At 71.5% G+C, this 22,109-nt stretch carries 20 protein-coding genes; 12 read left to right on the top strand and 8 right to left on the bottom strand.

Features of this window, described 5'->3' with window-relative positions; genetic code table 11:
• The first annotated feature begins 98 nt into the window (after positions 1-98).
• The 5 genes from glmU (at position 99) to HFV08_RS05795 (ending at position 4,932) form a co-directional block, all read left to right on the top strand.
• Complete coding sequence (gene glmU / locus HFV08_RS05775; RefSeq protein WP_168536427.1) at positions 99-1,559, top strand: bifunctional UDP-N-acetylglucosamine diphosphorylase/glucosamine-1-phosphate N-acetyltransferase GlmU; 1,461 nt, start codon at positions 99-101, stop codon at positions 1,557-1,559.
• A 143-nt stretch (positions 1,560-1,702) separates the two neighbouring features.
• Positions 1,703-2,677, top strand: coding sequence for a ribose-phosphate diphosphokinase (locus tag HFV08_RS05780; RefSeq protein WP_168536429.1), 975 nt, complete (start codon positions 1,703-1,705; stop codon positions 2,675-2,677).
• Positions 2,678-2,934: 257 nt separating this feature from the next.
• Positions 2,935-3,543 carry a 50S ribosomal protein L25/general stress protein Ctc gene (locus tag HFV08_RS05785; protein ID WP_168536431.1) on the top strand — a complete coding sequence of 203 codons (609 nt, stop codon included), beginning with the start codon at positions 2,935-2,937 and terminating at the stop codon, positions 3,541-3,543.
• Positions 3,544-3,696: 153 nt separating this feature from the next.
• Positions 3,697-4,293 carry an aminoacyl-tRNA hydrolase gene (gene pth, locus HFV08_RS05790; RefSeq protein ID WP_168536433.1) on the top strand — a complete coding sequence of 199 codons (597 nt, stop codon included), beginning with the start codon at positions 3,697-3,699 and terminating at the stop codon, positions 4,291-4,293.
• A 111-nt stretch (positions 4,294-4,404) separates the two neighbouring features.
• Positions 4,405-4,932, top strand: a complete 528-nt coding sequence (locus HFV08_RS05795) for a hypothetical protein (RefSeq protein ID WP_168536435.1) — start codon at positions 4,405-4,407, stop codon at positions 4,930-4,932.
• A gap of 72 nt (positions 4,933-5,004) precedes the next feature.
• Here the strand turns inward: HFV08_RS05795 and ppc are convergent, their stop codons facing one another.
• Positions 5,005-7,743, bottom strand: coding sequence for a phosphoenolpyruvate carboxylase (gene ppc, locus HFV08_RS05800; RefSeq protein WP_168536437.1), 2,739 nt, complete (start codon positions 7,741-7,743; stop codon positions 5,005-5,007).
• A gap of 242 nt (positions 7,744-7,985) precedes the next feature.
• On the opposite strand from ppc, the gene HFV08_RS05805 reads away from it, so the two are divergent.
• From HFV08_RS05805 to HFV08_RS05815, 3 genes are all read left to right on the top strand, one after another.
• Positions 7,986-8,969 (top strand): acyl-CoA desaturase, encoded by a 984-nt coding sequence (locus HFV08_RS05805; protein ID WP_168536439.1) that lies wholly within the window; start codon positions 7,986-7,988, stop codon positions 8,967-8,969.
• Positions 8,966-9,640, top strand: coding sequence for a TetR/AcrR family transcriptional regulator (locus HFV08_RS05810; protein WP_168536441.1), 675 nt, complete (start codon positions 8,966-8,968; stop codon positions 9,638-9,640). Before HFV08_RS05805 ends, HFV08_RS05810 begins: the two co-directional genes overlap by 4 nt.
• Positions 9,641-9,756: 116 nt before the next feature.
• Positions 9,757-10,386, top strand: a complete 630-nt coding sequence (locus tag HFV08_RS05815; RefSeq protein WP_168536443.1) for a Uma2 family endonuclease — start codon at positions 9,757-9,759, stop codon at positions 10,384-10,386.
• A 16-nt stretch (positions 10,387-10,402) separates the two neighbouring features.
• Here HFV08_RS05815 and HFV08_RS05820 read toward each other — a convergent pair whose 3' ends face one another.
• Complete coding sequence (locus tag HFV08_RS05820) at positions 10,403-11,248, bottom strand: trans-aconitate 2-methyltransferase (RefSeq protein WP_168536445.1); 846 nt, start codon at positions 11,246-11,248, stop codon at positions 10,403-10,405.
• Between the two features lie 137 nt (positions 11,249-11,385).
• Here HFV08_RS05820 and HFV08_RS05825 point away from each other — a divergent pair, with 137 nt between their 5' ends.
• Positions 11,386-11,883: a MarR family winged helix-turn-helix transcriptional regulator gene (locus tag HFV08_RS05825; protein ID WP_168536447.1), complete on the top strand. Its 498-nt coding sequence runs from the start codon at positions 11,386-11,388 to the stop codon at positions 11,881-11,883.
• A gap of 29 nt (positions 11,884-11,912) precedes the next feature.
• Here HFV08_RS05825 and HFV08_RS05830 read toward each other — a convergent pair whose 3' ends face one another.
• Positions 11,913-12,677 carry a response regulator transcription factor gene (locus HFV08_RS05830; RefSeq protein WP_210429923.1) on the bottom strand — a complete coding sequence of 255 codons (765 nt, stop codon included), beginning with the start codon at positions 12,675-12,677 and terminating at the stop codon, positions 11,913-11,915.
• A gap of 255 nt (positions 12,678-12,932) precedes the next feature.
• On the opposite strand from HFV08_RS05830, the gene HFV08_RS05835 reads away from it, so the two are divergent.
• A complete protein-coding gene (locus HFV08_RS05835; RefSeq protein WP_168536451.1) occupies positions 12,933-13,379 on the top strand; it encodes a GNAT family N-acetyltransferase in 447 nt (148 codons plus the stop codon).
• A gap of 37 nt (positions 13,380-13,416) precedes the next feature.
• Here HFV08_RS05835 and galK read toward each other — a convergent pair whose 3' ends face one another.
• From galK to galT, 3 genes are read right to left on the bottom strand one after another with little or no spacing between them, the layout of a single operon-like run.
• Positions 13,417-14,679, bottom strand: a complete 1,263-nt coding sequence (galK, locus tag HFV08_RS05840; protein WP_168536453.1) for a galactokinase — start codon at positions 14,677-14,679, stop codon at positions 13,417-13,419.
• On the bottom strand, positions 14,676-15,647 hold the full coding sequence (gene galE, locus HFV08_RS05845) for a UDP-glucose 4-epimerase GalE (RefSeq protein ID WP_168536455.1): 972 nt from the start codon (positions 15,645-15,647) through the stop codon (positions 14,676-14,678). The genes galK and galE overlap by 4 nt, the downstream gene beginning before the upstream one ends.
• A complete protein-coding gene (galT, locus tag HFV08_RS05850) occupies positions 15,644-16,702 on the bottom strand; it encodes a galactose-1-phosphate uridylyltransferase (RefSeq protein WP_168536457.1) in 1,059 nt (352 codons plus the stop codon). Before galT ends, galE begins: the two co-directional genes overlap by 4 nt.
• 387 nt (positions 16,703-17,089) lie before the next feature.
• On the opposite strand from galT, the gene HFV08_RS05855 reads away from it, so the two are divergent.
• Positions 17,090-18,760 carry a sodium:solute symporter family protein gene (locus tag HFV08_RS05855; protein WP_168536459.1) on the top strand — a complete coding sequence of 557 codons (1,671 nt, stop codon included), beginning with the start codon at positions 17,090-17,092 and terminating at the stop codon, positions 18,758-18,760.
• Between the two features lie 34 nt (positions 18,761-18,794).
• Entirely contained in the window at positions 18,795-19,166 is a 372-nt protein-coding gene (locus HFV08_RS05860) for a hypothetical protein (protein ID WP_376770565.1), read from the top strand.
• A gap of 28 nt (positions 19,167-19,194) precedes the next feature.
• Here HFV08_RS05860 and HFV08_RS05865 read toward each other — a convergent pair whose 3' ends face one another.
• Together HFV08_RS05865 and HFV08_RS05870 are read right to left on the bottom strand one after the other, a co-directional pair.
• The gene (locus tag HFV08_RS05865) at positions 19,195-19,923 is read right to left on the bottom strand and encodes a LuxR C-terminal-related transcriptional regulator (RefSeq protein WP_168536461.1); all 729 of its coding nucleotides are present in this window, start codon (positions 19,921-19,923) and stop codon (positions 19,195-19,197) included.
• A 248-nt stretch (positions 19,924-20,171) separates the two neighbouring features.
• Entirely contained in the window at positions 20,172-22,097 is a 1,926-nt protein-coding gene (locus HFV08_RS05870) for an outer membrane protein assembly factor BamB family protein (protein WP_168536463.1), read from the bottom strand.
• Positions 22,098-22,109 lie beyond the last annotated feature (12 nt).

A 22,109-nucleotide genomic window follows, 5' to 3' on the forward strand; every position in this document is an offset into this window, starting at 1 on the left:
GCCCGCCGCAAAGGCCCCCCTACGCCCCGGTATTCTGCGGATGTCCGTACGCACCACCGTGTATCCCACACGCATCCACCCGGCCGAAGGGCAGTTCCGTGAGCGCCAACCTCCCCCCCGTGGCAGCCGTCGTCGTCCTCGCGGCGGGTGAGGGCACCCGGATGAAGTCCGCCACCCCGAAGGTGCTGCACGAGCTCTGCGGGCGGTCCCTGGTCGGTCATGTGCTCGCGGCGGCGCGGGAGTTGGCGCCGCGGGAGCTGGCGGTGGTGGTGGGGCACGCGCGGGAGCAGGTGGCGGAGCATCTGGCCGGGGTGGACGCCGGGGTGCGTACCGCGGTGCAGGAGGAGCAGCTCGGTACGGGGCACGCGGTGCGGATGGCCCTGGCGGAGCTGGGCGAGGTGGACGGCACCGTGGTGGTGGTGTGCGGGGACACTCCGCTGCTGCGGGGCGAGACGCTGGGGCGCCTGGTGGCGGCGCACGCCACGGACGGGAACGCGGTGACGGTGCTGACGGCGGAGGTGCCGGACGCGACGGGGTACGGCCGGATCGTGCGGGAGCCGGGCTCGGGCGCGGTCGCGGGGATCGTGGAGCACAAGGACGCGAGCGAGGCGCAGCGGGCGATCCGGGAGATCAACTCGGGGGTGTTCGCCTTCGACGGGCGGCTGCTCGCCGAGGGGCTCGGGCGGGTGCGCCGGGACAACAGTCAGGGTGAGGAGTACCTGACGGATGTGCTGGGGATCCTGCGGGAGCTGGGGCACCGGGTGGGTGCCGCGGTGGCGGCGGACCACCGGGAGATCGCGGGGATCAACAACCGGGTGCAGCTGGCGGAGGCGCGGCGGGTGCTGAACGAGCGTCTGCTGGAGGCGGCGATGCTGTCCGGGGTGACGGTCCTCGATCCGGCGACGACGTGGGTGGATGTCGCGGTGTCCTTCGGTCAGGACGCGGTGCTGCTGCCGGGGACGATGCTGCTCGGTGAGACCTCGGTCGGCGAGGGCGCGGTGGTGGGCCCGAATTCGCGGCTGACGGATGTGCGGGTGGGCGCGGGCGCGCGGGTGGACAATTCGGTGGCCGAGGGCGCGGAAGTGGGCGCGGGGGCTTCGGTCGGTCCGTTCGCGTATTTGCGGCCCGGTACCCGTCTCGGGGTGGCGTCGAAGGCCGGGACCTTTGTGGAGATGAAGAACGCCTCGGTGGGCGAGGGCACGAAGGTGCCGCATTTGTCGTACGTCGGCGACGCGACGATCGGTGAGTTCACGAACATCGGGGCGGCGAGTGTGTTCGTGAATTACGACGGTGAGGCGAAGCACCACACGACGGTGGGTTCGTACTGCAAGACGGGCTCGGACAATATGTTTGTGGCGCCTGTCACGGTGGGGGACGGCGCCTACACGGCCGCGGGGTCGGTGATCACGAAGGATGTGCCGCCGGGTTCGCTGGCGGTGGCGCGGGGCCAGCAGCGGAATATCGGGGGCTGGGTGGCGCGGAAGCGTCCCGGGAGCTCGGCGGCGAAGGCGGCCGAGGCGGCGGAGCGTGAGCAGGGCGGCACGGACTCGGCGGAGTGACCTGGTGCGGTTTCGTCGTACGGTAAGTGGTGCACGTTCCGGGGGCTCGTGGGTGTCCACCGGGTAAATACATGTGGCTGACACTCCGTCGCTGGGGGGCGCGGGCGGTTGGGCGCTTGAGATCACGTCGAGGAGACTGTGCTGTGACCGGGATCAAGACGACCGGCGAGAAGAAGTTGATGTTCTTCTCCGGCCGCGCGCACCCCGAGTTGGCCGAAGCAGTTGCCGATCAGCTGGGTGTCGGTGTGGTGCCGACGAAGGCTTTCGATTTCGCGAACGGCGAGATCTATGTGCGCTATCAGGAGTCGGCGCGTGGTGCGGACTGTTTTCTGATTCAGAGTCATACGGCTCCGATCAACAAGTGGATCATGGAACAGATGATCATGATCGATGCGCTGAAGCGTGCTTCGGCGCGGAGCATCACGGTGATCGTCCCGTTCTACGGCTATGCCCGTCAGGACAAGAAGCACCGCGGCCGGGAGCCGATCTCGGCCCGTCTGGTGGCGGATCTGATGAAGACGGCGGGTGCGGACCGGATTCTGACGGTGGATCTGCACACGGATCAGATCCAGGGCTTTTTCGACGGTCCGGTGGACCATTTGTTCGCGCTGCCGATTCTGGCCGACTACGTGGGTCAGAAGGTGGACCGCCAGAAGCTGACGGTGGTCTCCCCGGACGCGGGCCGGGTGCGGGTCGCGGACCGCTGGTGCGACCGGCTCGGCGCCCCGCTGGCGATCGTGCACAAGCGCCGCGACAAGGACGTGGCGAACCAGGTGACGGTGCACGAGGTCGTGGGTGATGTGCGCGGCCGGGTGTGCGTCCTGGTGGACGACATGATCGACACCGGCGGCACCATCTGCGCGGCGGCGGACGCCCTGTTCGCGCACGGCGCGGAGGACGTCATCGTGACGGCGACGCACGGGGTGCTCTCGGGTCCCGCGGGCGACCGGCTGAAGAACTCGAAGGTGAGCGAGTTCGTCTTCACGGACACGCTGCCGGACCCGGGCAATCTGAACCTGGACAAGATCACGGTGCTCTCGATCGCGCCGACGATCGCGAGCGCGGTGCGCGAGGTCTTCGAGGACGGTTCGGTGACCAGCCTCTTCGACGAGCAGTAGGCGGACGGCGGAAGGTCCGTGGACGAGCAGTAAGGTTCCGGCAGCCGCGGGTGCGCGGCCGGTGATCCTTTTGGGTGCGGCCTCCCGGCCGAGTAGACTGCGACAGTTGCTCGGCGAGGGAGGCCGCATCTTCGTATGCGGTGGTCCGTTATCGACGCGCTCTTCGTAGCAGGCCGTAGGTGGCCGGGTGACCTGCCATGTACGTCCCCGTGGTCCGCCCCCTGGGTGCGGGTCACCGCTTCTGCGAGGAGTGCCTTGTGTCCGAGGTGAAGATTTCCGCCGAGACCCGTAGCGAGTTCGGCAAGGGCGCCGCCCGCCGTATCCGCCGTGAGGACAAGGTCCCGGGTGTGCTCTACGGGCACGGCACCGACCCCAAGCACCTGACGCTGCCGGGCCACGAGCTGCTGCTCGCGCTGCGCACCCCGAACGTCCTGATCTCCCTGGACCTCGACGGCAAGAACGAGCTGGCGATCCCGAAGTCGGTGCAGCGCGACCCGCTGAAGGGCTTCCTGGAGCACGTGGACCTGCTCCTGGTCAAGCGCGGCGAGAAGGTCGGCGTCGAGGTCCCGGTCGAGGCCGAGGGCGAGCTGGCCCCGGGCGGCAACCTCCTGGAGCACGTGCTCAACGCGCTGCCGGTCCAGGCCGAGGCGACCCACATCCCCGAGTCCTTCTCGGTCTCGGTGGAGGGCCTGGAGGCCGGTGCCTCGATCCTGGCGAAGGACATCAAGCTGCCCAAGGGCGTCACCCTGGACGTCGAGGACGACGCGGTCGTCCTGCAGGTGCTCGCCGCGCAGGCGGAGGAGCCCACCGAGGAGTCCGAGGAGACCGAGGCCGAGCCGGCCGCCGAGGCCGGCGCCGAGGCCTGAGCGGGACGGTAGTTTGCTGGTCGGCCGCCGACCGGTCGCCTGCGGGCACCGGGCGGCGGCCGGTCCGCTGTACGGGGCCCTCCGGCGGCCGTACGGGGCCTTCGAAGAGCGAGCGCGGGAACCGGCACGGGCCGCGGGAAACGGAGTGGGCGGATGACGTCGGACAGCGGTGCGCCGTGGCTGGTGGTGGGCCTGGGCAACCCGGGCCCGGGGTACGCGGCGAACCGGCACAATGTGGGCTTCATGGTGGCGGACCTGCTCGCGGGGCGGATGGGCGGTTCCTTCAAGCGGGCGGCGAAGGCGCAGGCGCAGGTCCTGGAGGGCCGCTTCGGTGCGCCGGGCCCGGCGAGCCGCCGCGTGGTCCTGGTGAAGCCCGCCTCGTACATGAACCTCTCGGGCGGTCCGGTGTCGGCGCTGCGGGACTTCTACAAGGTGCCGCTGGAGCGGGTGCTCGCGGTCCACGACGAACTGGACATCGACTACGGGACCCTGCGGCTGAAGCTCGGCGGCGGGGACAACGGGCACAACGGGCTGAAGTCGATGACGAAGGCGATGGGGCCGGACTACCACCGGGTGCGGTTCGGGATCGGGCGGCCGCCGGGGCGGATGCAGGTCGCGGACTTCGTGCTGAAGGACTTCTCCTCGGTGGAGCGCAAGGAGCTGGACTACTTCGTGGACCGGGCCGCGGACGCGGTGGAGTCCCTGGTCGCGGACGGCCTGGAGCGGGCGCAGAGTTCGTACAATTCGTGAGCTCCGCTCCCGGGTCCGGGGCTTTCGCGCTTGCGAACGTGCCCTTCTTCACGGGTGTTTGTGCTCTGCGGCGGTTGACCAGGGGCAGTCCGATGGCCAAGGATCCCGGGCATGCCTGTCATGTCCTCGGCGCCCGCGAACCGGGTGAAGCGTTCGCGGGTGCGCAGAACCGGTGAGAGCGCCTTCGGTCTGCTGCTGCTCGGGCAGCGCCTGGTGATGGTGCTCGTGGCCCTGCTGCTCGTGGTGGCGGGGGTCTGGGCCTCCTGGGGTTCGGCGCAGTACGTGATGCTGACCGAGGGCCGGGAGCGCGGCTCGATGAAGGTGGAGCGCTGCGGCGAGGAGCACTGCACGGGCGCCTTCCTGCCGTCCTCGCCGGGCGCGCGGGCCCGGGCGGAGGTGACGGTGGAGGCCTCGGTCGCGGTGCGGGCGGGCGAGTCGGTGCCGGTGGTGGTGAAGCCGGACGGCTCCGGGGTGGTCCGCGCGGGCGCGACCGGCGTGCTCTACGCCTGGCTGCCGCTCGGCGGCGCCCTGGTCCTCGCCGCCCTGGTGGTGGCGGGCGGACTGCGGATGACCCGCACGGCGTGCGTACTGGGGCTCGCGGGCGCGGGGTTGGTGACGGCGGCGTTCGTGGCGCTGTAGGCGGAACGAACGGCGAAGGCCCGTACGTCCAAGGGGCGTACGGGCCTTCGCCGTCGGTGTGCGGCGGCTCGCTCAGCCGGTGTTCCGCAGCCCCGCCGCGACCCCGTTGACGGAGAGCAGGAGGGCGCGGGAGAGCAGCGGGTCGGGCTCCTCGCCGGCCTCGGTCGCCGCGCGCTGGCGGGCGAGCAGGGCGACCTGGAGGTAGGAGATCGGGTCGAGGTAGGCGTCGCGGATGGCGAAGGTCTGCTGGAGGACCGGGTTGGTGTCCAGGAGTTCCTCGCCGCCGGTGATGCGCAGCACCTCGTCGACGGTCAGCGCGTGTTCGGCCTCGATGGTGGCGAAGACGTGCTGGAGCTCCTCGGGGACCAGGGTGTCGACGTAGTGCCGGGCGATCCTGAGGTCGGTCTTGGCGAGGGTCATCTCGACGTTGGACAGGAAGTTCCGGAAGAAGTGCCAGTGGGTGTGCATCTCGTCCAGGACGCTGTCGAGCCCCGCCTCGCGCAGCGCCTTCAGGCCCGAGCCGACGCCGAACCAGCCGGGCACGATCTGCCGGGACTGGGTCCAGCCGAAGACCCAGGGGATGGCGCGCAGCCCGTCGAGCGAGACGCCCGAGCCGGGGCGGCGGGAGGGCCGGGAGCCCAGGTGCAGGTCGGCGAGCTGGTCGACGGGGGTGGAGGCGAGGAAGTACGTCGGCAGGTCCGGGTCCTCGACCAGGGCGCGGTAGGCGCCGTGGGCGGCGTCGGAGACCAGGTCCATCGCGGCGTCCCAGCGGGCGAGCGCCTCGTCGGACTGGCGGGGCGCGGTGTGCAGGGCGGAGGCCTGCAGGGTGGCCGCGACGGTGAGTTCGAGGTTCTCCCGGGCGAGCGAGGGCACCAGGTACTTGTCGGAGATGACCTCGCCCTGCTCGGTGACCTTGATCTCGCCTTCCAGGGTGCCCCAGGGCTGGGCGAGGATCGCGTCGTGCGAGGGGCCGCCGCCGCGGCCGACGGTGCCGCCGCGGCCGTGGAAGAGCCGCAGCCGTACGCCGTAGCGGTGGGCGACGTCGCGCAGTCGGCGCTGGGCGCGGTGGATCTCCCACTGGCTGGTGGTGATGCCGCCGAACTTGGAGGAGTCGGAGTAGCCGAGCATGACCTCCTGGACGTCGCCGCGCAGCGCGACCAGGCGCCGGTAGGAGGGGTCGGCGAGCATGGCGTCGAGGATGACGTCGGCGGCCTTCAGCTCGTCGGTGGTCTCCAGGAGCGGGACGATGCCGATCTCGGCCCAGCCCGCGTGCAGGTCGAGGAGCCCGGCCTCGCGGGCGAGCACGGCGGCGGCGAAGACGTCGTCGGCGCCCTGGCACATGGAGATGATGTACGACTCGATCACCTCGGGCCCGAAGACGTCCAGGGCCTTCTTGACCGTGTGGAAGACGCCGAGGGTCTTCTCGCCCGCCGCGTCCAGGGGCGCGGGGGTGGGGGCCAGCGGGCGCCGGGAGCGCAGTTCCTTGGCGAGCAGCCGGGTGCGGTAGTCGCGGGGCATGTCGGCGTAGCGCCAGGACTCCTCGCCGAGCCGGTCGAAGAGCTGGCCGAGCGCGTGGTGGTGGGCGTCCGCGTGCTCCCGTACGTCCATGGTGGCGAGCTGGAGGCCGAAGGCGGCCAGGGTGCGCAGGGTGACGTCCATGCGGCCGTCGGCGAAGAGCTCGCCGCGGTGGGCGCGGAGCGAGGTCTGGATGACGGTGAGGTCGTGCAGCAGCTCGGCGGTGCCGAGGTAGTCCCGGCCGGGCTCGTGGGCGGTGCCCTTGGCGAGGCGGGTCTTGGTGTTCTCCAGCTTCTGCCGTACGCAGGTGGCCTTGAGGCGGTAGGGCTCCTCGGCGTTGAGCCGCTTGTAGCGGGGGCTGATCTCGGGGAGCCGGTCGAGGTCGGCCTGGAGGGAGTCGAGGAGTTCCTCGGTGGCGCCGGTGTAGCGGATGGAGTTGGAGAGCAGTCCGCGCAGCCGGTCCACGCTCTCCAGGGCGCCGTTGATCCCGTGCTCGTGCTGGAGGATGAGGACGTCCCAGGTCACCTGGGGGGTGACATTGGGGTTGCCGTCGCGGTCGCCGCCGATCCAGGTGCCGAAGGTGAGCGGGCGGGACTGCTCGGGCAGCTCGACGCCGACCCGGGCCAGCTCGGCGGTGAGGTCCTCCAGGACGTCGCCGACCGCGCCGGCCTCCAGCTCGTCCAGGTAGTAGACGGCGTTGCGGGCCTCGTCGGCGGGTTCGGGGCGGACCACGCGCAGCTCGTCGGTCTGCCAGACCAGGTCGATGTTCTCGGCGAGGCGGGCGTCCTGGCGGCGGCGCTCGGTGCTGGGCGCGGACTCCTGGAGGAGTTCGGCGATGCGGCGCAGCTTGTTCAGCACCGAGCGGCGGGCGGCCTCGGTGGGGTGGGCGGTGAACACCGGGCGGACGTTGAGGCGGGCGACGGTCTCGCGCAGGTGCGCGGGGTCGGCGTCCTTGAGGCGGTCCGCGGTACGGGCGAGGAGCCCGCCCTCGTCGTCGCGGCGGGCGCGCAGCTCGCGGCCGCGGTGCACCTGCTCGGTGACGTTGGCGAGGTGGAAGTAGGTGGAGAAGGCGCGCACCAGCTTGGCGGCGGTCTCCAGCTCGGTCTCCCCGAGCAGGCGGGCGGCGGCCTCGCCGTCCTCGCGGGTGAGGCGGCGGACCTTCTCCACCAGGTCGAGCAGCTCGGGGCCCTCCTGGCGTACGAGGGTCTCGCCGAGGAGGTCACCCAGGCGGCGGATGTCGGCGCGCAGCTCGGCGCTCGCGGCGGCCTGGCGGCCCTGGTCGTCGGCACTGCTCACAGGTGCGGCTCCTTGCAGTGTTGAGCTTGTCCCCGGGGTGTCCCGGGCATGCTTTCCGGGATGAACACAGCGGACCGCGCTGTCCGACCGCGTCCCAGGATAGGTGGCACTCGGGGCGCGCGGTCGCGGACCTCTTGCCGCCGGGCCACGCGCTGCCATACTTACGACGCCGTAGGTTATGCGGGCGCAGGGCGACCGTAACCGGGCTCTTCCCACCACCCTCGACCCCCCAGGGGCTGCCCATGTCCACTCAGTCCGAAGTCCTCGACCAACCCGCGAATCCGCCGGCGGCGCAGCCCGCCGCGGCGGGCACGCTGGGCGGCGAACGCAAGGGAACGCTGGAGAAAGCCACCCTCGGCGCGTTCATCGTCGTGCCGTTCCTGGCGCTGCTCGCCGCGGTTCCGCTGCTGTGGGGCTGGGGCGTGAGCTGGCTGGACCTGGGTCTCCTGGTCTTCTTCTACTACCTGGGGATCCACGGCATCACGATCGGTTTCCACCGGTACTTCACGCACGGTTCGTTCAAGGCGAAGCGCCCGCTGCGGATCGCGCTGGCGCTGGCCGGTTCGCTCGCGGTGGAGGGTCCGCTGGTGCGGTGGGTCGCCGACCACCGCAAGCACCACAAGTTCTCCGACGCGGAGGGCGACCCGCACTCGCCCTGGCGGTACGGCGAGAGCGTGCCCGCGCTGATGAAGGGCCTGTGGTGGGCGCACATCGGCTGGATGTTCGACGAGGAGCGCACCTCGCAGGAGAAGTACGCCCCCGACCTGCTGAAGGACGGCGCGACCCGGGTGATCTCCAAGCAGTTCATCATGTGGACCGCGCTCTCGCTGCTGCTGCCCGCGCTGATCGGCGGACTGGTGACCTGGTCCTGGTGGGGCGCGGTGACCGCGTTCTTCTGGGGCTCGCTGATCCGGGTGGCCCTCGCCCACCATGTGACCTGGTCGATCAACTCCATCTGCCACGCGGTCGGCAAGCACCCCTTCAAGTCCCGCGACCGCTCGGGCAACGTCTGGTGGCTGGCGCTGCTCTCCGGCGGCGAGTCCTGGCACAACCTCCACCACGCGGAGCCGACCTCGGCCCGGCACGGCGTCGAGCGCTGGCAGCTGGACTCCTCGGCCCGGATCATCCGCTGGTTCGAACAGCTCGGCTGGGCGTACGACGTGCGCTGGCCGACCCCGGAGCGGCTGGCCGCCCGCCGTACGGAACCGGCCGCCGACGCGGCATGATGGAGCGCGTGGCGACCGATCCCAGCACCCAGAACAGCGACAAACCGCGGCGCTCCCGCCGCACCCGGATGTCGGGTGCCGAGCGCCGTGAGCAACTGCTCGAGATCGGCCGCACCCTCTTCGCCTCGAAGGGCTTCGAGGGCACCTCGGTGGAGGAGATCGCCTCCCGCGCCGGGGTGTCCAAGCCCGTCGTCTACGAGCACTTCGGCGGCAAGGAGGGGCTGTACGCGGTGGTCGTGGACCGCGAGATGCGCCAGCTGCTCTCCATGGTGACCAGCTCGCTGACCGCGGGCCACCCGCGCGAACTCCTCGAACAGGCCGCCTTCGCGCTGCTCGACTACATCGAGGAGCACACCGACGGCTTCCGCATCCTGGTCCGCGACTCCCCCGTCGCCCAGTCCACCGGCAGCTTCGCCTCGCTGATCTCGGACATCGCCACCCAGGTCGAGGACATCCTCGGCCGGGAGTTCAAGAACCGCGGCTTCGACGCCAAGCTCGCCCCGCTCTACGCACAGGCCCTGGTCGGCATGGTCGCGCTGACCGGCCAGTGGTGGCTGGACGTCCGCAAACCGAAGAAGGCCGAGGTCGCCGCCCACCTGGTCAACCTGGCCTGGCACGGCCTGGACGGCATGGAACCGAAGCCTCGGCTGATCGGGCATCGGAAGAGTTAGGGGTTCGGGGGTCGCGTCAGCTCTGGGTTGACCCGTCACTCGAAGTGGGGGCATTTTCCCCTCCGGCCGGCTACGGCTGACGGGCGCGCACCAAGATCCCGTTCATGGGAGACGCCATGAACACCGAGCCTGCCGCGCCCCCGTCGGCAGAAGCAGTGTGCGACTGCGGGACCAGCTGGCCGGAACCCCCGCAGGACGGGTACACCGTCGACGATGTGTACACGCTGCCCGAGTTGCCGCGGCATACCCAGCTGATCGATGGAAGCCTGGTGTTCGCGGCCCGGCAGCAGCTGTTCCACATGCGCATGGTCGACCTGCTGACAGCCGGTCTGCGCGGCACTCTCGTACCACCGCTCAAGGTCCGCAGGCAGATGTCCGTGGAACTGGACCGCCGCAACATGCCCGAGCCCGACGTCAGCGTCGTACGCGAGGACGCAGCGGAGACCGGGCCGGATCGGACGCGCTACCTGGCCTCCGAGGTCCTGCTCGCCGTGGAGGTGGTCTCCCCCGACTCCGAGGCCCGGGACCGGGACACCAAGCCCCGCAAGTACGCGGCGGCGGGCATCCCGCACTTCTGGCTGGTGGAGCGCGCCGGTTCGGACGGCCACCCGGTGGTCCGGGTCCATGAACTCGACCCGGTCACCAAGAGCTACGCCATCACCGGTATCCACCACGACGAGCTCAAGTCCTCCGTGCCGTACGACATCGCGGTGGACATCTCCCTGGAGGCTCTGCGGGAGCTGTGACAGCGGAGGAACGCTCTCACCCCTCCCGCCGCGCCACCGCGAAGATCCGCCGGAACGGGAGCACCGTGCCGTGGGCGGTGCGCGGGTAGGCCTCGCGCAGCAGGGTGCGGTATTCGGCGAGGAAGTCCTCGCGGGCGCCGGGGTCGTCGTCGAGGGCGGTCAGCACGGGGCGCAGTCCGGTGCCCTTGACCCAGTCGAGGACGGGGTCCTCCCCTTCGAGCTGGTGGAGGTACGTGGTCTCCCAGACGTCGGCGCGGCAGCCGAGGGCGGAGAGGCGTTCCAGGTAGTCGGCGGGGGTGAGCACGGCGTCCTCGTGGCGCAGGATGCCGCCGAGCCGCGCGCTCCAGCGCAGGGAGGTGGCGAGCTGGCGCATCAGGGCGTGGCTCGGGGCGCCGAAGTTGCCGGGGACCTGGAAGGCGAAGGTGCCGCCGGGGCGGATTCCGGCGAGCCAGTCGGCGAAGCGGTCGGCGTGGCCGGGCACCCACTGGAGGGTGGCGTTGGAGACGATCAGGTCGTAGGGCTCGGCCGGATCCGGGGCCCAGGTGGCGGCGTCGGCGTACCGGAACTCCACCGTGCCGCCGCCCCCGGTGGGCCCCTGGTGGGCCTCGCGGGCCCGGTCGAGCATGGCCGCGGAGTTGTCGAGGCCGGTGATCCGCGCGGTGGGCCAGCGCTCGGCGAGGATCTTGGTCAGATGGCCGGGGCCGCAGCCGAGGTCGGCGAGGCGCGGGGCGGCGTCCTGGGCGGCCGGCAGCGGCGGGACCTGGGCGAGCAGATCGTGGAAGGGGCGGGCGCGGTGATCGGAGTGGCGCAGGTACTGACCGGGGTCCCAGCGGGGTCCGGCGGGCGGCGGGGTCTCGGGCATGTGCGCTCCTCGGTCACGGCGGGCAGGGGGGTCCGGGCTCGTCCTCGGTCCGGATCCGTTCCGGTCCCGCATCCTCGTGGAGCAGGTCTCTTGACGTCAAGAGACTTCATGTCGAGGGACCTACTACACTGATCGCCATGGAGGACGAGGTCGACCGTTTGGTATCGGCGTGGCGCCGCGAGCGCCCCGATCTCGACGTGGAGCCGCTGGAGGTACTCAGCAGGGTGAGCAGACTCGCGCGGCATCTGGACCGCGCGCGGCGCCTCGCCTTCTCCGAGCATGCCCTGGAGCCGTGGGAGTTCGATGTACTGACCTCGCTGCGCCGCGCCGGGGATCCGTATCAGCTCTCGCCGGGGCAGCTGCTCACCCAGACCCTGGTCACCTCCGGGACCATGACCAACCGGATCGACCGGCTCGCCAAGAAGGGCCTCGTCGAGCGGCTGCCCGATCCCAGCGACCGGCGCGGAGTGCTCGTACGGCTCACCGCGGTGGGACGCGACCGGGCGGACCAGGCGCTGGCCGGGCTGCTCAGCCAGGAGCGGGCGATCCTCGGCGAGCTGTCCGCCGCCCAGCGCAGCGAACTGGCCGGACTGCTACGCCAGTTGACCGCACCCTTCGACAACATCCCGGGCTAGGGCCTGGTTCCTGGTTGCGGCAGCCCCGCTCAGGAGGCCTCCTCCAGGTCCGCGGGTCCCACGCCCGCCCGGCGGGCCAGGGCCACGGCCGCCAGGGTGGAGTGGACGCCCAGCTTGCCGAGGACGTTCTGCATATGGGTGCGTACGGTGTGCGGGGAGAGGTAGAGGCGCTCGGCGACCGCCTTGCGGCCGAGCCCGGCGACCATGCAGCGCAGCACCTCGCGCTCGCGCGGGGTCAGCTGGTCCACCAGCTGCTCGCTCTCGCTGCGGTGCTTGCGGGCCGAGGTCAGCTCGCGCAGTACGCCGGTGAGCAGCGCGGGCGGCAGATGGGTCTCGTCGCGCAGTACGCCCCGGACGACCGTGTGCAGCCGCTGGAGCGAGGAATCCTTGGCCACCCAGCCCGCGGCCCCGGCCTGGAGCGCGAGTGCCGCGCGCCGCGGTTCGTCCTGCTCCGCGATCACCACCGTGCGCACCGGCTGCCCGCTCTCGCGCAGCGCGGCCACCAGGGCGAGGCCGTCCGCGGGTGCGCCCTCGGTGCCCGCCGTGGCCAGCCGGGGCGGTGAACCGGCCGCCGGGGCACCGCACTTGCCGAGGTCGGCGTCGACCAGGACCACATCGAAGGCGCGGCCCTCGGTGGCGGCGCGCTGCAGGCAGCGCAGTGCGGCGGGCGCGCTGCCCGCCGCCCCGACGTCCACGTCCGGCTCGGCGGCGAGCGCCGCGGCCAGTGACTCGGCGAAGATCCGGTGGTCGTCCACGACCAGCACTCTGATCCGTCGTCCCACGGCAACCCCCAGGTGAGCAGGGGGAGGGCAGTGCGGGTACGGCGCCCGGGCCCTCTGCCAAAACCTTTCGGCAGACGGCAGGCCCACCTCAGCGACACGACCGCCGTCGTGCGCACTCAAGCGGACACCCCGGGCGTCGCACCCGACTGTCTTGCCCCCTGATGTGCACCGGCCCCCACCGGTGCTGCTCCTCAGCCTAGGCCCGTGGGGCAGAAGCGGAAAGATATTCACGAAAGTGGTTGCGGAGATCCGCATAGGCTGGGCCGCATGGTGCGCATCGAGACAGCAGTCGACAAGGCCCGCCGGGCGCTGCTCCACTCCCGGCTCCGCGAGGCCAACACCGCCGCCTCACCCGCCCTGCGCGCACTGCGCGACACCCCGCTGGACCGGGAGAATCCCTTGCAGCTGTGGGCACTTGACGACTCCGGCGAGCTGATCGCCGGGCTCGACGCGCACACCTGGGCGCGGTGGCTGCACATCAACCTGCTCTGGGTGCACGGCGGTTACCGCGGCGCGGGCCTCGGCTCCCAGCTGCTCGCCGCCGCCGAGGAGGAGGCCCGCACCGGACGGGACTGCCGCAGCTCCCGGGTGTGGACCTGGGACTTCCAGGCCCCCCGCTTCTACCGCCGCTGCGGCTACCGGGTGGTCTGCGAACTGCCCGACTACCCGGAGGGCGTCACGGAGTACACCTTGGTCAAACAGCTCCGGACGTAAGGGAGTTCAGGCGCCGCCCCAGGTACGGAGCGGCCGCCTACCGCACCCGCCGCGCCCCCTCCGCCGCCACCGCCGGGAAGACGCGCGGGGCGGTGAAGGAGGCCCCGGCGAAGGCGGTGCGGATCGCCTCGGTGACCGCGGGGGCCGCCGCCTCCTCGACCAGGACGACGGCGCTGCCGCCGAAGCCGCCGCCGGTCATCCGGGCGCCGAGGGCACCCGCCTCGTTCGCCGCGGCGACCGCGAGGTCGAGTTCGGGGCAGGAGATCCGCAGGTCGTCGCGGAGCGAGTGGTGGCCCTCGGTGAGCACCGGGCCGATCGCGCGGACCTCGCCCGCGTCGAGCAGGCCGATGACCCGCTCCACCCGGTGGTCGTCGCCGACCACGTGGCGGACGTAGCGGCGCACCTTCTCGTCCGCCAACTTCTCCAGGGCGTCCGGGAGTTCGGCGTACGGCAGATCGCGCAGGAAGGGCACGCCGAGGAGGCGGGCGCCCTCCTCGCAGCCCGCGCGGCGCTCGGCGTAGGCACCGTCGCCCAGGGCGTGCTGGACGCGGGTGTCGACGACGAGGAGCATCAGGCCCTCGGCGGCGAGGTCGAAGGGGATCTGGCGGACGGCGAGGTCGCGGCAGTCCAGGTGGAGCAGATGGCCCTCGGTGGCGCAGGCGGAGGCCATCTGGTCCATGATCCCGCAGGGCACGCCGACGAAGTCGTTCTCGGCGCGCTGCGCGAGGCGGGCCGACTCGGGTCCGCTCAGGCCGAGTTCGAAGAGGCCGTCCAGGGCGAGCGCGGTGACCACTTCGAGCGCGGCGGAGGAGGACAGGCCCGCGCCGGTCGGCACGGTGGAGGCGAGGTGCAGGTCCGCCCCGGTGACCGCGGTGTGGCCGGCCCGGCGCAGGGCCCAGACGACGCCCGCCGGGTAGGCGGCCCAGCCGCCGTCGGACAGCGGCCGCAGCTCGTCCAGGCGCAGCTCGACCAGGGGGGCGTCGATGTCCGCGGAGTGCAGCCGCAGGACGCCGTCGGTACGGGGCGAGACCGCGGCGACCGCGGTGTGCGGCAGGGCCAGCGGGAGCACGAAGCCCTCGTTGAAGTCGGTGTACTCGCCGATCAGGTTGACCCGGCCGGGCGCCGCCCACACCCCGGCGGGCGCGGCACCGTACAACTCCTCGAATCCGGCGGCGACTTCGGCCACCAGATCGCGGGGCTGCCGCGCGGCGGCGTCCGGTCCGGCGGCGTCGGCCCCACCGCTCGCGCCGGTCGCGCCGGTCGCACTGCTCGCGCCTGTCGAGTCCGTCGTCCCGGTCATGCCTGCTCCTCTGCCCGGCGCCGGGTGAACTCCCAGGCGTCGGCGACGATGGCGGAGAGCTCGGGGCGCGAGGGGCGCCAGCCGAGGCGGGTGCGGGCCGACTCGGCGGAGGCGACGAGCACCGCCGGGTCGCCGTCGCGGCGCGGGGCGGCGGTCTCGGGGATCGGGTGCCCGGTGACCTCGCGCACCGTCTCGATGACCTGGCGGACCGAGAAGCCGGTGCCGTTGCCGAGGTTGCAGACCAGATGGCTGCCGTCGGCGGCGGCCGCCAGGGCGAGCAGATGGGCCTCGGCCAGGTCGGCGACGTGGATGTAGTCGCGTACGCAGGTGCCGTCCGGGGTCGGGTAGTCGTCCCCGTAGACCGAGATGGACTCGCGGCGGCCCTGGGCGACCTGGAGGACCAGCGGGATGAGGTGCGACTCGGGGTCGTGGCGCTCGCCGTAGGCGCCGTAGGCACCGGCGACGTTGAAGTAGCGCAGGCTGACCGCGCCGAGGCCGTGTGCGGCGGCCTCTCCGGTGATCATGTGGTCGACGGCCAGCTTGGAGGCGCCGTACGGGCTGGTGGGCGCGGTCGGGAAGTCCTCGGTGATGGGGCTGGAGGCGGGCTCGCCGTAGGTGGCGGCGGTGGAGGAGAAGACCAGGCGGCGGACCGAGGCCTCGCGCATCGCGGCGAGCAGGGCCATGGTGCCGCCGACGTTGTTGTCCCAGTACTTCTCCGGCTTGGCGACGGACTCGCCGACCTGCGAGAAGGCGGCGAAGTGCAGCACCGCGTCGTAGGAGGAGTCGAGCCACTTGGCGGCGTCCTGGACGCGGCCCTCGACGAACTCGGCGCCCTCGGGCACCCCCGCGGCGAAACCGGTGGACAGGTCGTCGAGCACGGTCACCCGGTGGCCGGCCTCGAGCAGGTGCGCCGCCACCACGCTGCCGACGTATCCGGCGCCTCCGGTGACCAGGTACTTGCCGCTCATGAACTCGCTACCTCTCGCAGTCGCTCGGCCGCGGACTCGGGCGGCACGTCGTTGATGAACACACTCATGCCGGACTCGGAACCCGCGAGGAACTTCAGTTTGCCCGCAGTACGTCGGATGGTGAAAAGCTCGAGGTGAAGTGCGAAGTCCTGCCGCGTGGCGCCCGGCTCGCCACCCTCGGTGAAGGGCGCCTGGTGCCAGGCGGAGATGTACGGGGTGGGCGGCTGGTCCGCACCGAAGAGCCGGTCGAAGCGCTTCAGGAGCTCCAGGTAGACGGCCGGGAACTCGGCGCGGGCCGCCTCGTCCAGGGCGAGCAGGTCCGGCACCCGGCGCTTGGGGTGGAGGTGCACCTCGTAGGGCCAGTGGGCGGCGTAGGGGACGAAGGCGGCCCAGTGGGCGGTCTCCAGGACGACCCGGGGGCCCGCGAGCTCCTTGCCGAGGATCTCGTCGAAGAGGTTGGCGCCGGTGCGGGCGTGGTGGTCGGCGAGGGAGCGGAGCATCAGCGCGGTGCGGGGCGTGGTGAAGGGGTAGCCGTAGATCTGGCCGTGCGGGTGGCCGAGGGTGACGCCGATCTCGGCGCCGCGGTTCTCGAAGCAGAACACCTGCCGTACGGAGGGGAGTCCGGCCAGCGCGGCGGTGCGGTCCGTCCAGGCGGCGAGGACGAGCGCGGCCTGCTCCTCGGTGAGCGAGGCGAAGGAGGCGCCGTGGTCCTCGGTGAAGCAGACCACCTCGCAGCGGCCGGTCTCCCCGGCGAGGGAGGGGAAGCGGTTCTCGAAGACCACCACGTCGTACGAGGAGTCCGGGATCTCGCTGAGGCGGCCCTCGTGGGAGGGGCAGAGCGGGCACTCGTCGGCCGGCGGGTGGTAGGTGCGGCTCTGGCGGTGCGAGGCGATGGCGACGCTGTCGCCGAGGAGCACATCGTGGCGGACCTCGCTGAGCGCGGGCCCGGCCGCCTCCAGCGGGCGCAGGTCGGGGGCCTCGCGGACCACGTCCTCGCGCCGGTCGTAGTAGATGAGCTCACGACCGTCGGCGAGCCGGGTCGAGGTCTTTTTCACGGGGTTCCTCCACGTCGTGCCCGTCGAGCGGATCCGGCGCGCCGGGGCGGCGGCCACCGCGCCCGCGGCCGGGCTCCGGGCCCCGTAACTGGGCGTCCACACTCGAACACTCATCACACAGAATCAAACACAAGGAACAATAAACCAACAGAAGAGCGGCCGGGAAGAGCGACGGGGGAAGCATCCGCCCGGTGCGGGGCCGAGCGAGCCCGGCCCCGCACCCAGCGGGGATCGCGCGGCCGACTTCCCCGCAACCCGGACAGATCGGAGAAAACCGCAATTCCGATCAAGATCCAACAAAGAATGTCAGCTCAAGTGTTCAGTTTCTGAACTCAAGGGCGTAAGTTTCCGCACTGATCAGTTCGCGCAACGAAGCGGGATTCCCCCATGACATATCTGGCCGACGGGCTCCGGCTCCCCACGAACGGGCTGGACTACACGATTCTCGGCATCTACTTCGCCGTGGTCCTCGGCGTGGGCTTCGCCGCCAGGCGCTCGGTGAAGACCAGCCTCGACTTCTTCCTCTCCGGACGGTCGCTGCCCGCCTGGGTCACCGGACTCGCGTTCGTCTCCGCGAACCTGGGCGCCACCGAGATCCTCGGCATGGCCGCGAACGGCGTGCAGTACGGCGCCTACACGGTGCACTGGTACTGGATCGGCGCCATCCCCGCCATGGTCTTCCTCGGCCTGGTGATGATGCCCTTCTACTACGGCTCCAAGGTCCGCTCGGTGCCGGAGTTCCTGCTGCACCGCTTCGGTCCCTCCTCCCACCTGCTCTCCTCGATCATCTTCGCCGTCTCCTCGGTGCTGATCGCGGGCGTCAACCTCTACGCCATGGCGATCGTCATCGAGGCGCTGCTCGGCTGGCCGCAGTGGGTCGCCATCGTCGTCGCGGGCCTCTTCGTCCTCGCGTACATCACCATCGGCGGCCTCTCCTCGGCGATCTACAACGAGGTCCTGCAGTTCTTCGTCATCCTCGCCGCGCTCATCCCGCTGACCATCGTGGGCCTCAAGCGCGTCGGCGGCTGGGGCGGCATGACCGACAAGATCACCTCCCAGCACGGCGACAACTTCATGAGCGCCTGGGGCGGTACGGGCATCGGCGAGGCCAACCCGCTCGGCGCCAACTGGCTGACCATCGTGCTCGGCCTCGGCTTCGTGATGAGCTTCGGCTACTGGACGACCAACTTCGCCGAGGTGCAGCGCGCCCTGTCCGCGAAGAACCTCTCCGCGGCCAAGCGCACCCCGCTGATCGCCGCCTTCCCGAAGATCTTCATCCCGATGGTCGTGGTGGTCCCCGGCCTGATCGCGCTGGTGATGGAGCCCACCATCGGCAAGGCGGGCAGCGGCCTGGACTACAACGACGCCATCCCGGTCCTCATGCGCGACCTGCTGCCCAACGGTGTCCTCGGCATCGCGGTGACCGGTCTGCTCGCCGCCTTCATGGCGGGCATGGCGGCCAACGTCTCCTCCTTCAACACGGTCTTCACCAACGACATCTGGGCCGCGTACATCAAGAAGGGCCAGGAGGACCGGCACTACCTGCTGACCGGCCGGGTGGTCACCGCGGTCGGCGTGCTGATCGGCATGGGCACGGCGTTCATCGCCTCCAGCTTCAGCAACATCATGAACTACCTGCAGACGCTGTTCTCCTTCTTCAACGTCCCGCTGTTCGTGGTGTTCATCATCGGCATGTTCTGGAAGCGGACCACGGCCGCGGCCGGTTTCTGGGGCCTGCTCTCCGGCACCGTCGCCGCCATGCTCAACTACTTCTGGCTGTACAAGCAGAACGTGGTCTCGATCCCCAGCGACCAGGGCGCCAACTTCGTCTCCTCGATCGTCGCCTTCGTGGTCGGCGCCGTGGTGATGGTGGTGGTCTCGATGGTGACCAGGCCCAAGCCCGCGGCCGAACTCGCCGGACTGGTCTACGGCACCAAGTCGCCGGGCATGGAGGAGGCACCGGAGGCCGGGGACGAGGCCTGGTACCGCAAGCCGGCGCTGCTCGGCTGGGGCGCGCTGATCCTGGCCGCCGTCTGCTACATCCCCTTCTCCCTGTGACCGCCCGAGACGACCAGCAAAGGAGCACGACAGCATGAGCGAGAACCAGGCTCCCGGGTCCGGCTCGGGAGACGGCGGGCACCCGGCCTCCGGCGCCACCCCCGAGACGGCGGAGACGGAGTACCAGCAGGAGGTCACCGAGCTGGAGGCCCAGTCGGCCACCGCCGCCCGCCTCTTCGACGTACGCCGCATCATCGGCGGCCTCTTCGTGATCTACGGCGTGATCGTCACCATCGCCGGGTTCACCGCCTCCGACGCGGACCTGGAGAAGGCCGAGGACATCAACATCAACCTCTGGACGGGCCTCGCGATGCTCGCCCTCGGCCTCTTCTTCCTGATCTGGCAGCAACTGCGGCCCGCCGTGCCCCCGGTACCGGCGACGGAGGAGCAACTCCCCCGCGAATAGCGGCCGTTCACCCCGGGCGGGGCCGGTGTCACCTCGGGTGCACCGGCCCCGCCGGCGTCCCCGCCTCCGGGTGCGGGACGGCTTCCAGGCGGGCCGGCCCGGCCCGTTCGAGCAGCCCGGTACGGGCCGCGAGGGCCGCCGCCTCCAGCCGGGAGCCCACGCCGAGCTTCATCAGGACCCGCTGCACATGGGTACGGGCGGTGGACGGGGCGATCCCCATCCCGGCCGCGATCACCCGGGTGTCCTCGCCCTCGGCCACCCGGACCAGGACCTCGGCCTCCCGGGAGGTCAGCACCCCGAGCAGCCGGGCGGCCTCGTCGTCGGGGCGGGCGGCCGGGTTCAACAGCTCGCAGAAAGCTTCCTCCAGGAGCGCCGGGGCGACCGCGGCCTCCCCCGCCCGCGCCTTGAGCATGGCCCGCTCGACCCCCTCGATGCGCTCATCGGACCGTACGTAGCCGGAGGCGCCCGCGGCGAAGGCCTCCGCGATGCCCCGGGGCGCGGGCACCGGGCCGAGCACCACCACGGCCACCTGCGGCCGCTCCTTCTTGATCCGCCGGACCGGCTCGAAGACCCCGGCCCTGCCGGGCTCCCGGGTGCCGAGCAGGCAGACCTCCGGGGCACGGCTGATCACCAACTCCGCCGCCCCCGCCGCCGGGGCCGCCGCGGCGAGCACCCGGTGCCCGCGCTGCTTGAGCGCGGAGGCCAGCGCCTCGGCGAGGAGCCGGTGATCGTCGAGAACCATCAGCCGCACACTCATCGCATCCCCCAGTCCCCCGCCGGGCGCCCCCCGGCAGATCCCGGCCCACTGTGCTGGGGAAGCTACACGGATGCGGCGCCGAAGGGACCCACTATCGCGGAGTACGTCCGCCTGCCCGCGTCCGTACCGCATCGGGACGCGCGGCCGGACACAGGGGAAACACAGGGGAAGCGGACACGCGGAAGGGGCCCGGCGCCGCCCTGGCAGGCGGTTCCGGGCCCCTTCGCCGCGAGGGCCTCGGGCGGGCGTCAGTTCCTGCTGAAGCCCATCCCCAGGTAGTTGAACTCGCTGCCCGCGGACGGCTTGCTGATCAGCTCCTCGCTGAGGAACATATGGCCGTTCCGGTACCGCAGTTCGGCCCGGTCGGGCGAGAGCCCGATCAGCGCGCGCAGCACCTGCCGGTCGTCCGTGGTCTCCAGGAGCTTGGTCTGCTTCATCGTCTTGCTGTCGATGGAGACGACCTGGTGCCCCTTGTCGTACGGACCGCTCTTGTACGCGAGGAGGTTGGTGCCGTCCATGCGCATCGGGAAGAGCTTGTAGCCGTTGCCGCCGTCCATCCGGTCGCCGGTGAGCTTGCCGGTGGCCAGCGAGAAGGCGACGACCTCGTTGGTGCGCTCGTAGGACTTGCCGCCGGTGCCCTCGTGCTCCTCGGTCGGGACGTAGAGCTTGTCGCTGCCGACCACGATGCCGCTGCAGCTGTAGACCTTGTTCACCTCGCAGCGGTGCATGCTGTACCGCTCCGGGTCGAGGGAGATCTTGAAGCGCAGCTTGCCCGCGTCGTCGAAGGAGAAGACGTCGGAGGTGCCGGGCAGGGTCTGCTCACCGGAGTCCACGCCGACCACGACCGGCTTGGTGGAGATCACCTTGGCGTTGTCGACGCCCGCGGCGAGCGGGTACTTCCAGAGCGGCGAGCCGTCCTTCGGGTTCAGCCGCTGGATCTCGTACTTGTAGTCGCCGTAGCTGCCGCACCGGTAGAGGGCGACCAGCTGCTCGCCGCCCGCGTAGCCGACGTCCTCGCAGGAGTCGCCGACGTTCGGGCTCCACAGCTTCTTGCCGGTCTTCACATCCCAGGCCGCGCCGCCGCTGAGGCCCGAACCGGCCGCGACGGTGTCACCGACGATGGTGACCTCCTCGAACTTCATCGGCTGGTCGGAGACGTCGAGGTGCTTGGTCCACTTCTGGCTGCCGTCGTTCAGGTCGAAGGCGGTGACCTCGGTGCAGGGGTTGTACTTCTCCTTCTTGGACGCGGCGTGCAGCACCACGGCCACGCCGTCCGCGGAGAGCTCCTTGGAGCCGCCGCAGGTCTCGCCCTTGAGCGGCAGGGTCCAACTCTCCTTGCCGGTGCCGAGCGCGTAGCCCTTGACCTCGGCGTAGGAGGACTTCGCGTAGATCTTGTCGTTCAGCCAGGAGCCGGAGACGTTGCGGACCTCGTCCTTGGGGACCTCGGGCTGGGGGATCTGGAGCGAGACCTTGGCCGAGGGGTCCGAGGGGACCTTCTCCTCGCCGCCGTAGCCGCCCTTCTCCCCTTCGCCGCCCTTGCCGCCGTCAGTGCCGCCGGAGCTGGAGCCCGCCTCGTCCTTGCCGTCGTCGGAGCTGTTGGCGTAGAGGACGCCGCCGCCGATGATCAGCGCCATGGCGGCGACCGCCGCGGTGATGATCCAGACCACCGGGCTGATCTTCTTGCCGCCGCCGGGGCCCTGGCCGCCGGTGAGCACGGTGTTCGGCTGGGCGTAGCCGCCGGGCTGCTGGCCCGGGTAGCCGTAGCCCGGCTGGCCGCCCTGCACGGTGCCCGGCGGCGGGGGCGGGGCGGAACCCGGTCCGCCCGGGTAGCCGTACGCGGACTGCCCCGCGATCATCGTCGGCTGCTGGGAGATCTGGGTGGGCTGCTGGGCGGGCGGCGGCGGAGGCACCGGGGCGCCCGCGGGCGGCGGCGGGGTGGCCGGAGGACCCGCGGGCGGCGGCGGAGCGGCCGGGGCACCGGCGGGCGGCGGCGGGGTACCGGGCGCCTGGCCGGGCTGCTGCGGGTAGCCGTAGCCCGGTTCCGGCGCCTTCTCGAAGCTCGGCGGGTTCTGGCCCTGCTGCGGGTGGTGGCCCGGCGGGTTCGGCGGGGGGTCCTGCGGGGCGCCGAAGCCGCCCTGCGGGGGCTGGTTCGGCGGCTGGGGCGGCTGCGTCATGGCGTGTCTACC

The sequence above is a fragment of the Streptomyces physcomitrii genome, from assembly GCF_012273655.1.
GTDB classification, from domain to species: Bacteria; Actinomycetota; Actinomycetes; order Streptomycetales; family Streptomycetaceae; genus Streptomyces; species Streptomyces physcomitrii.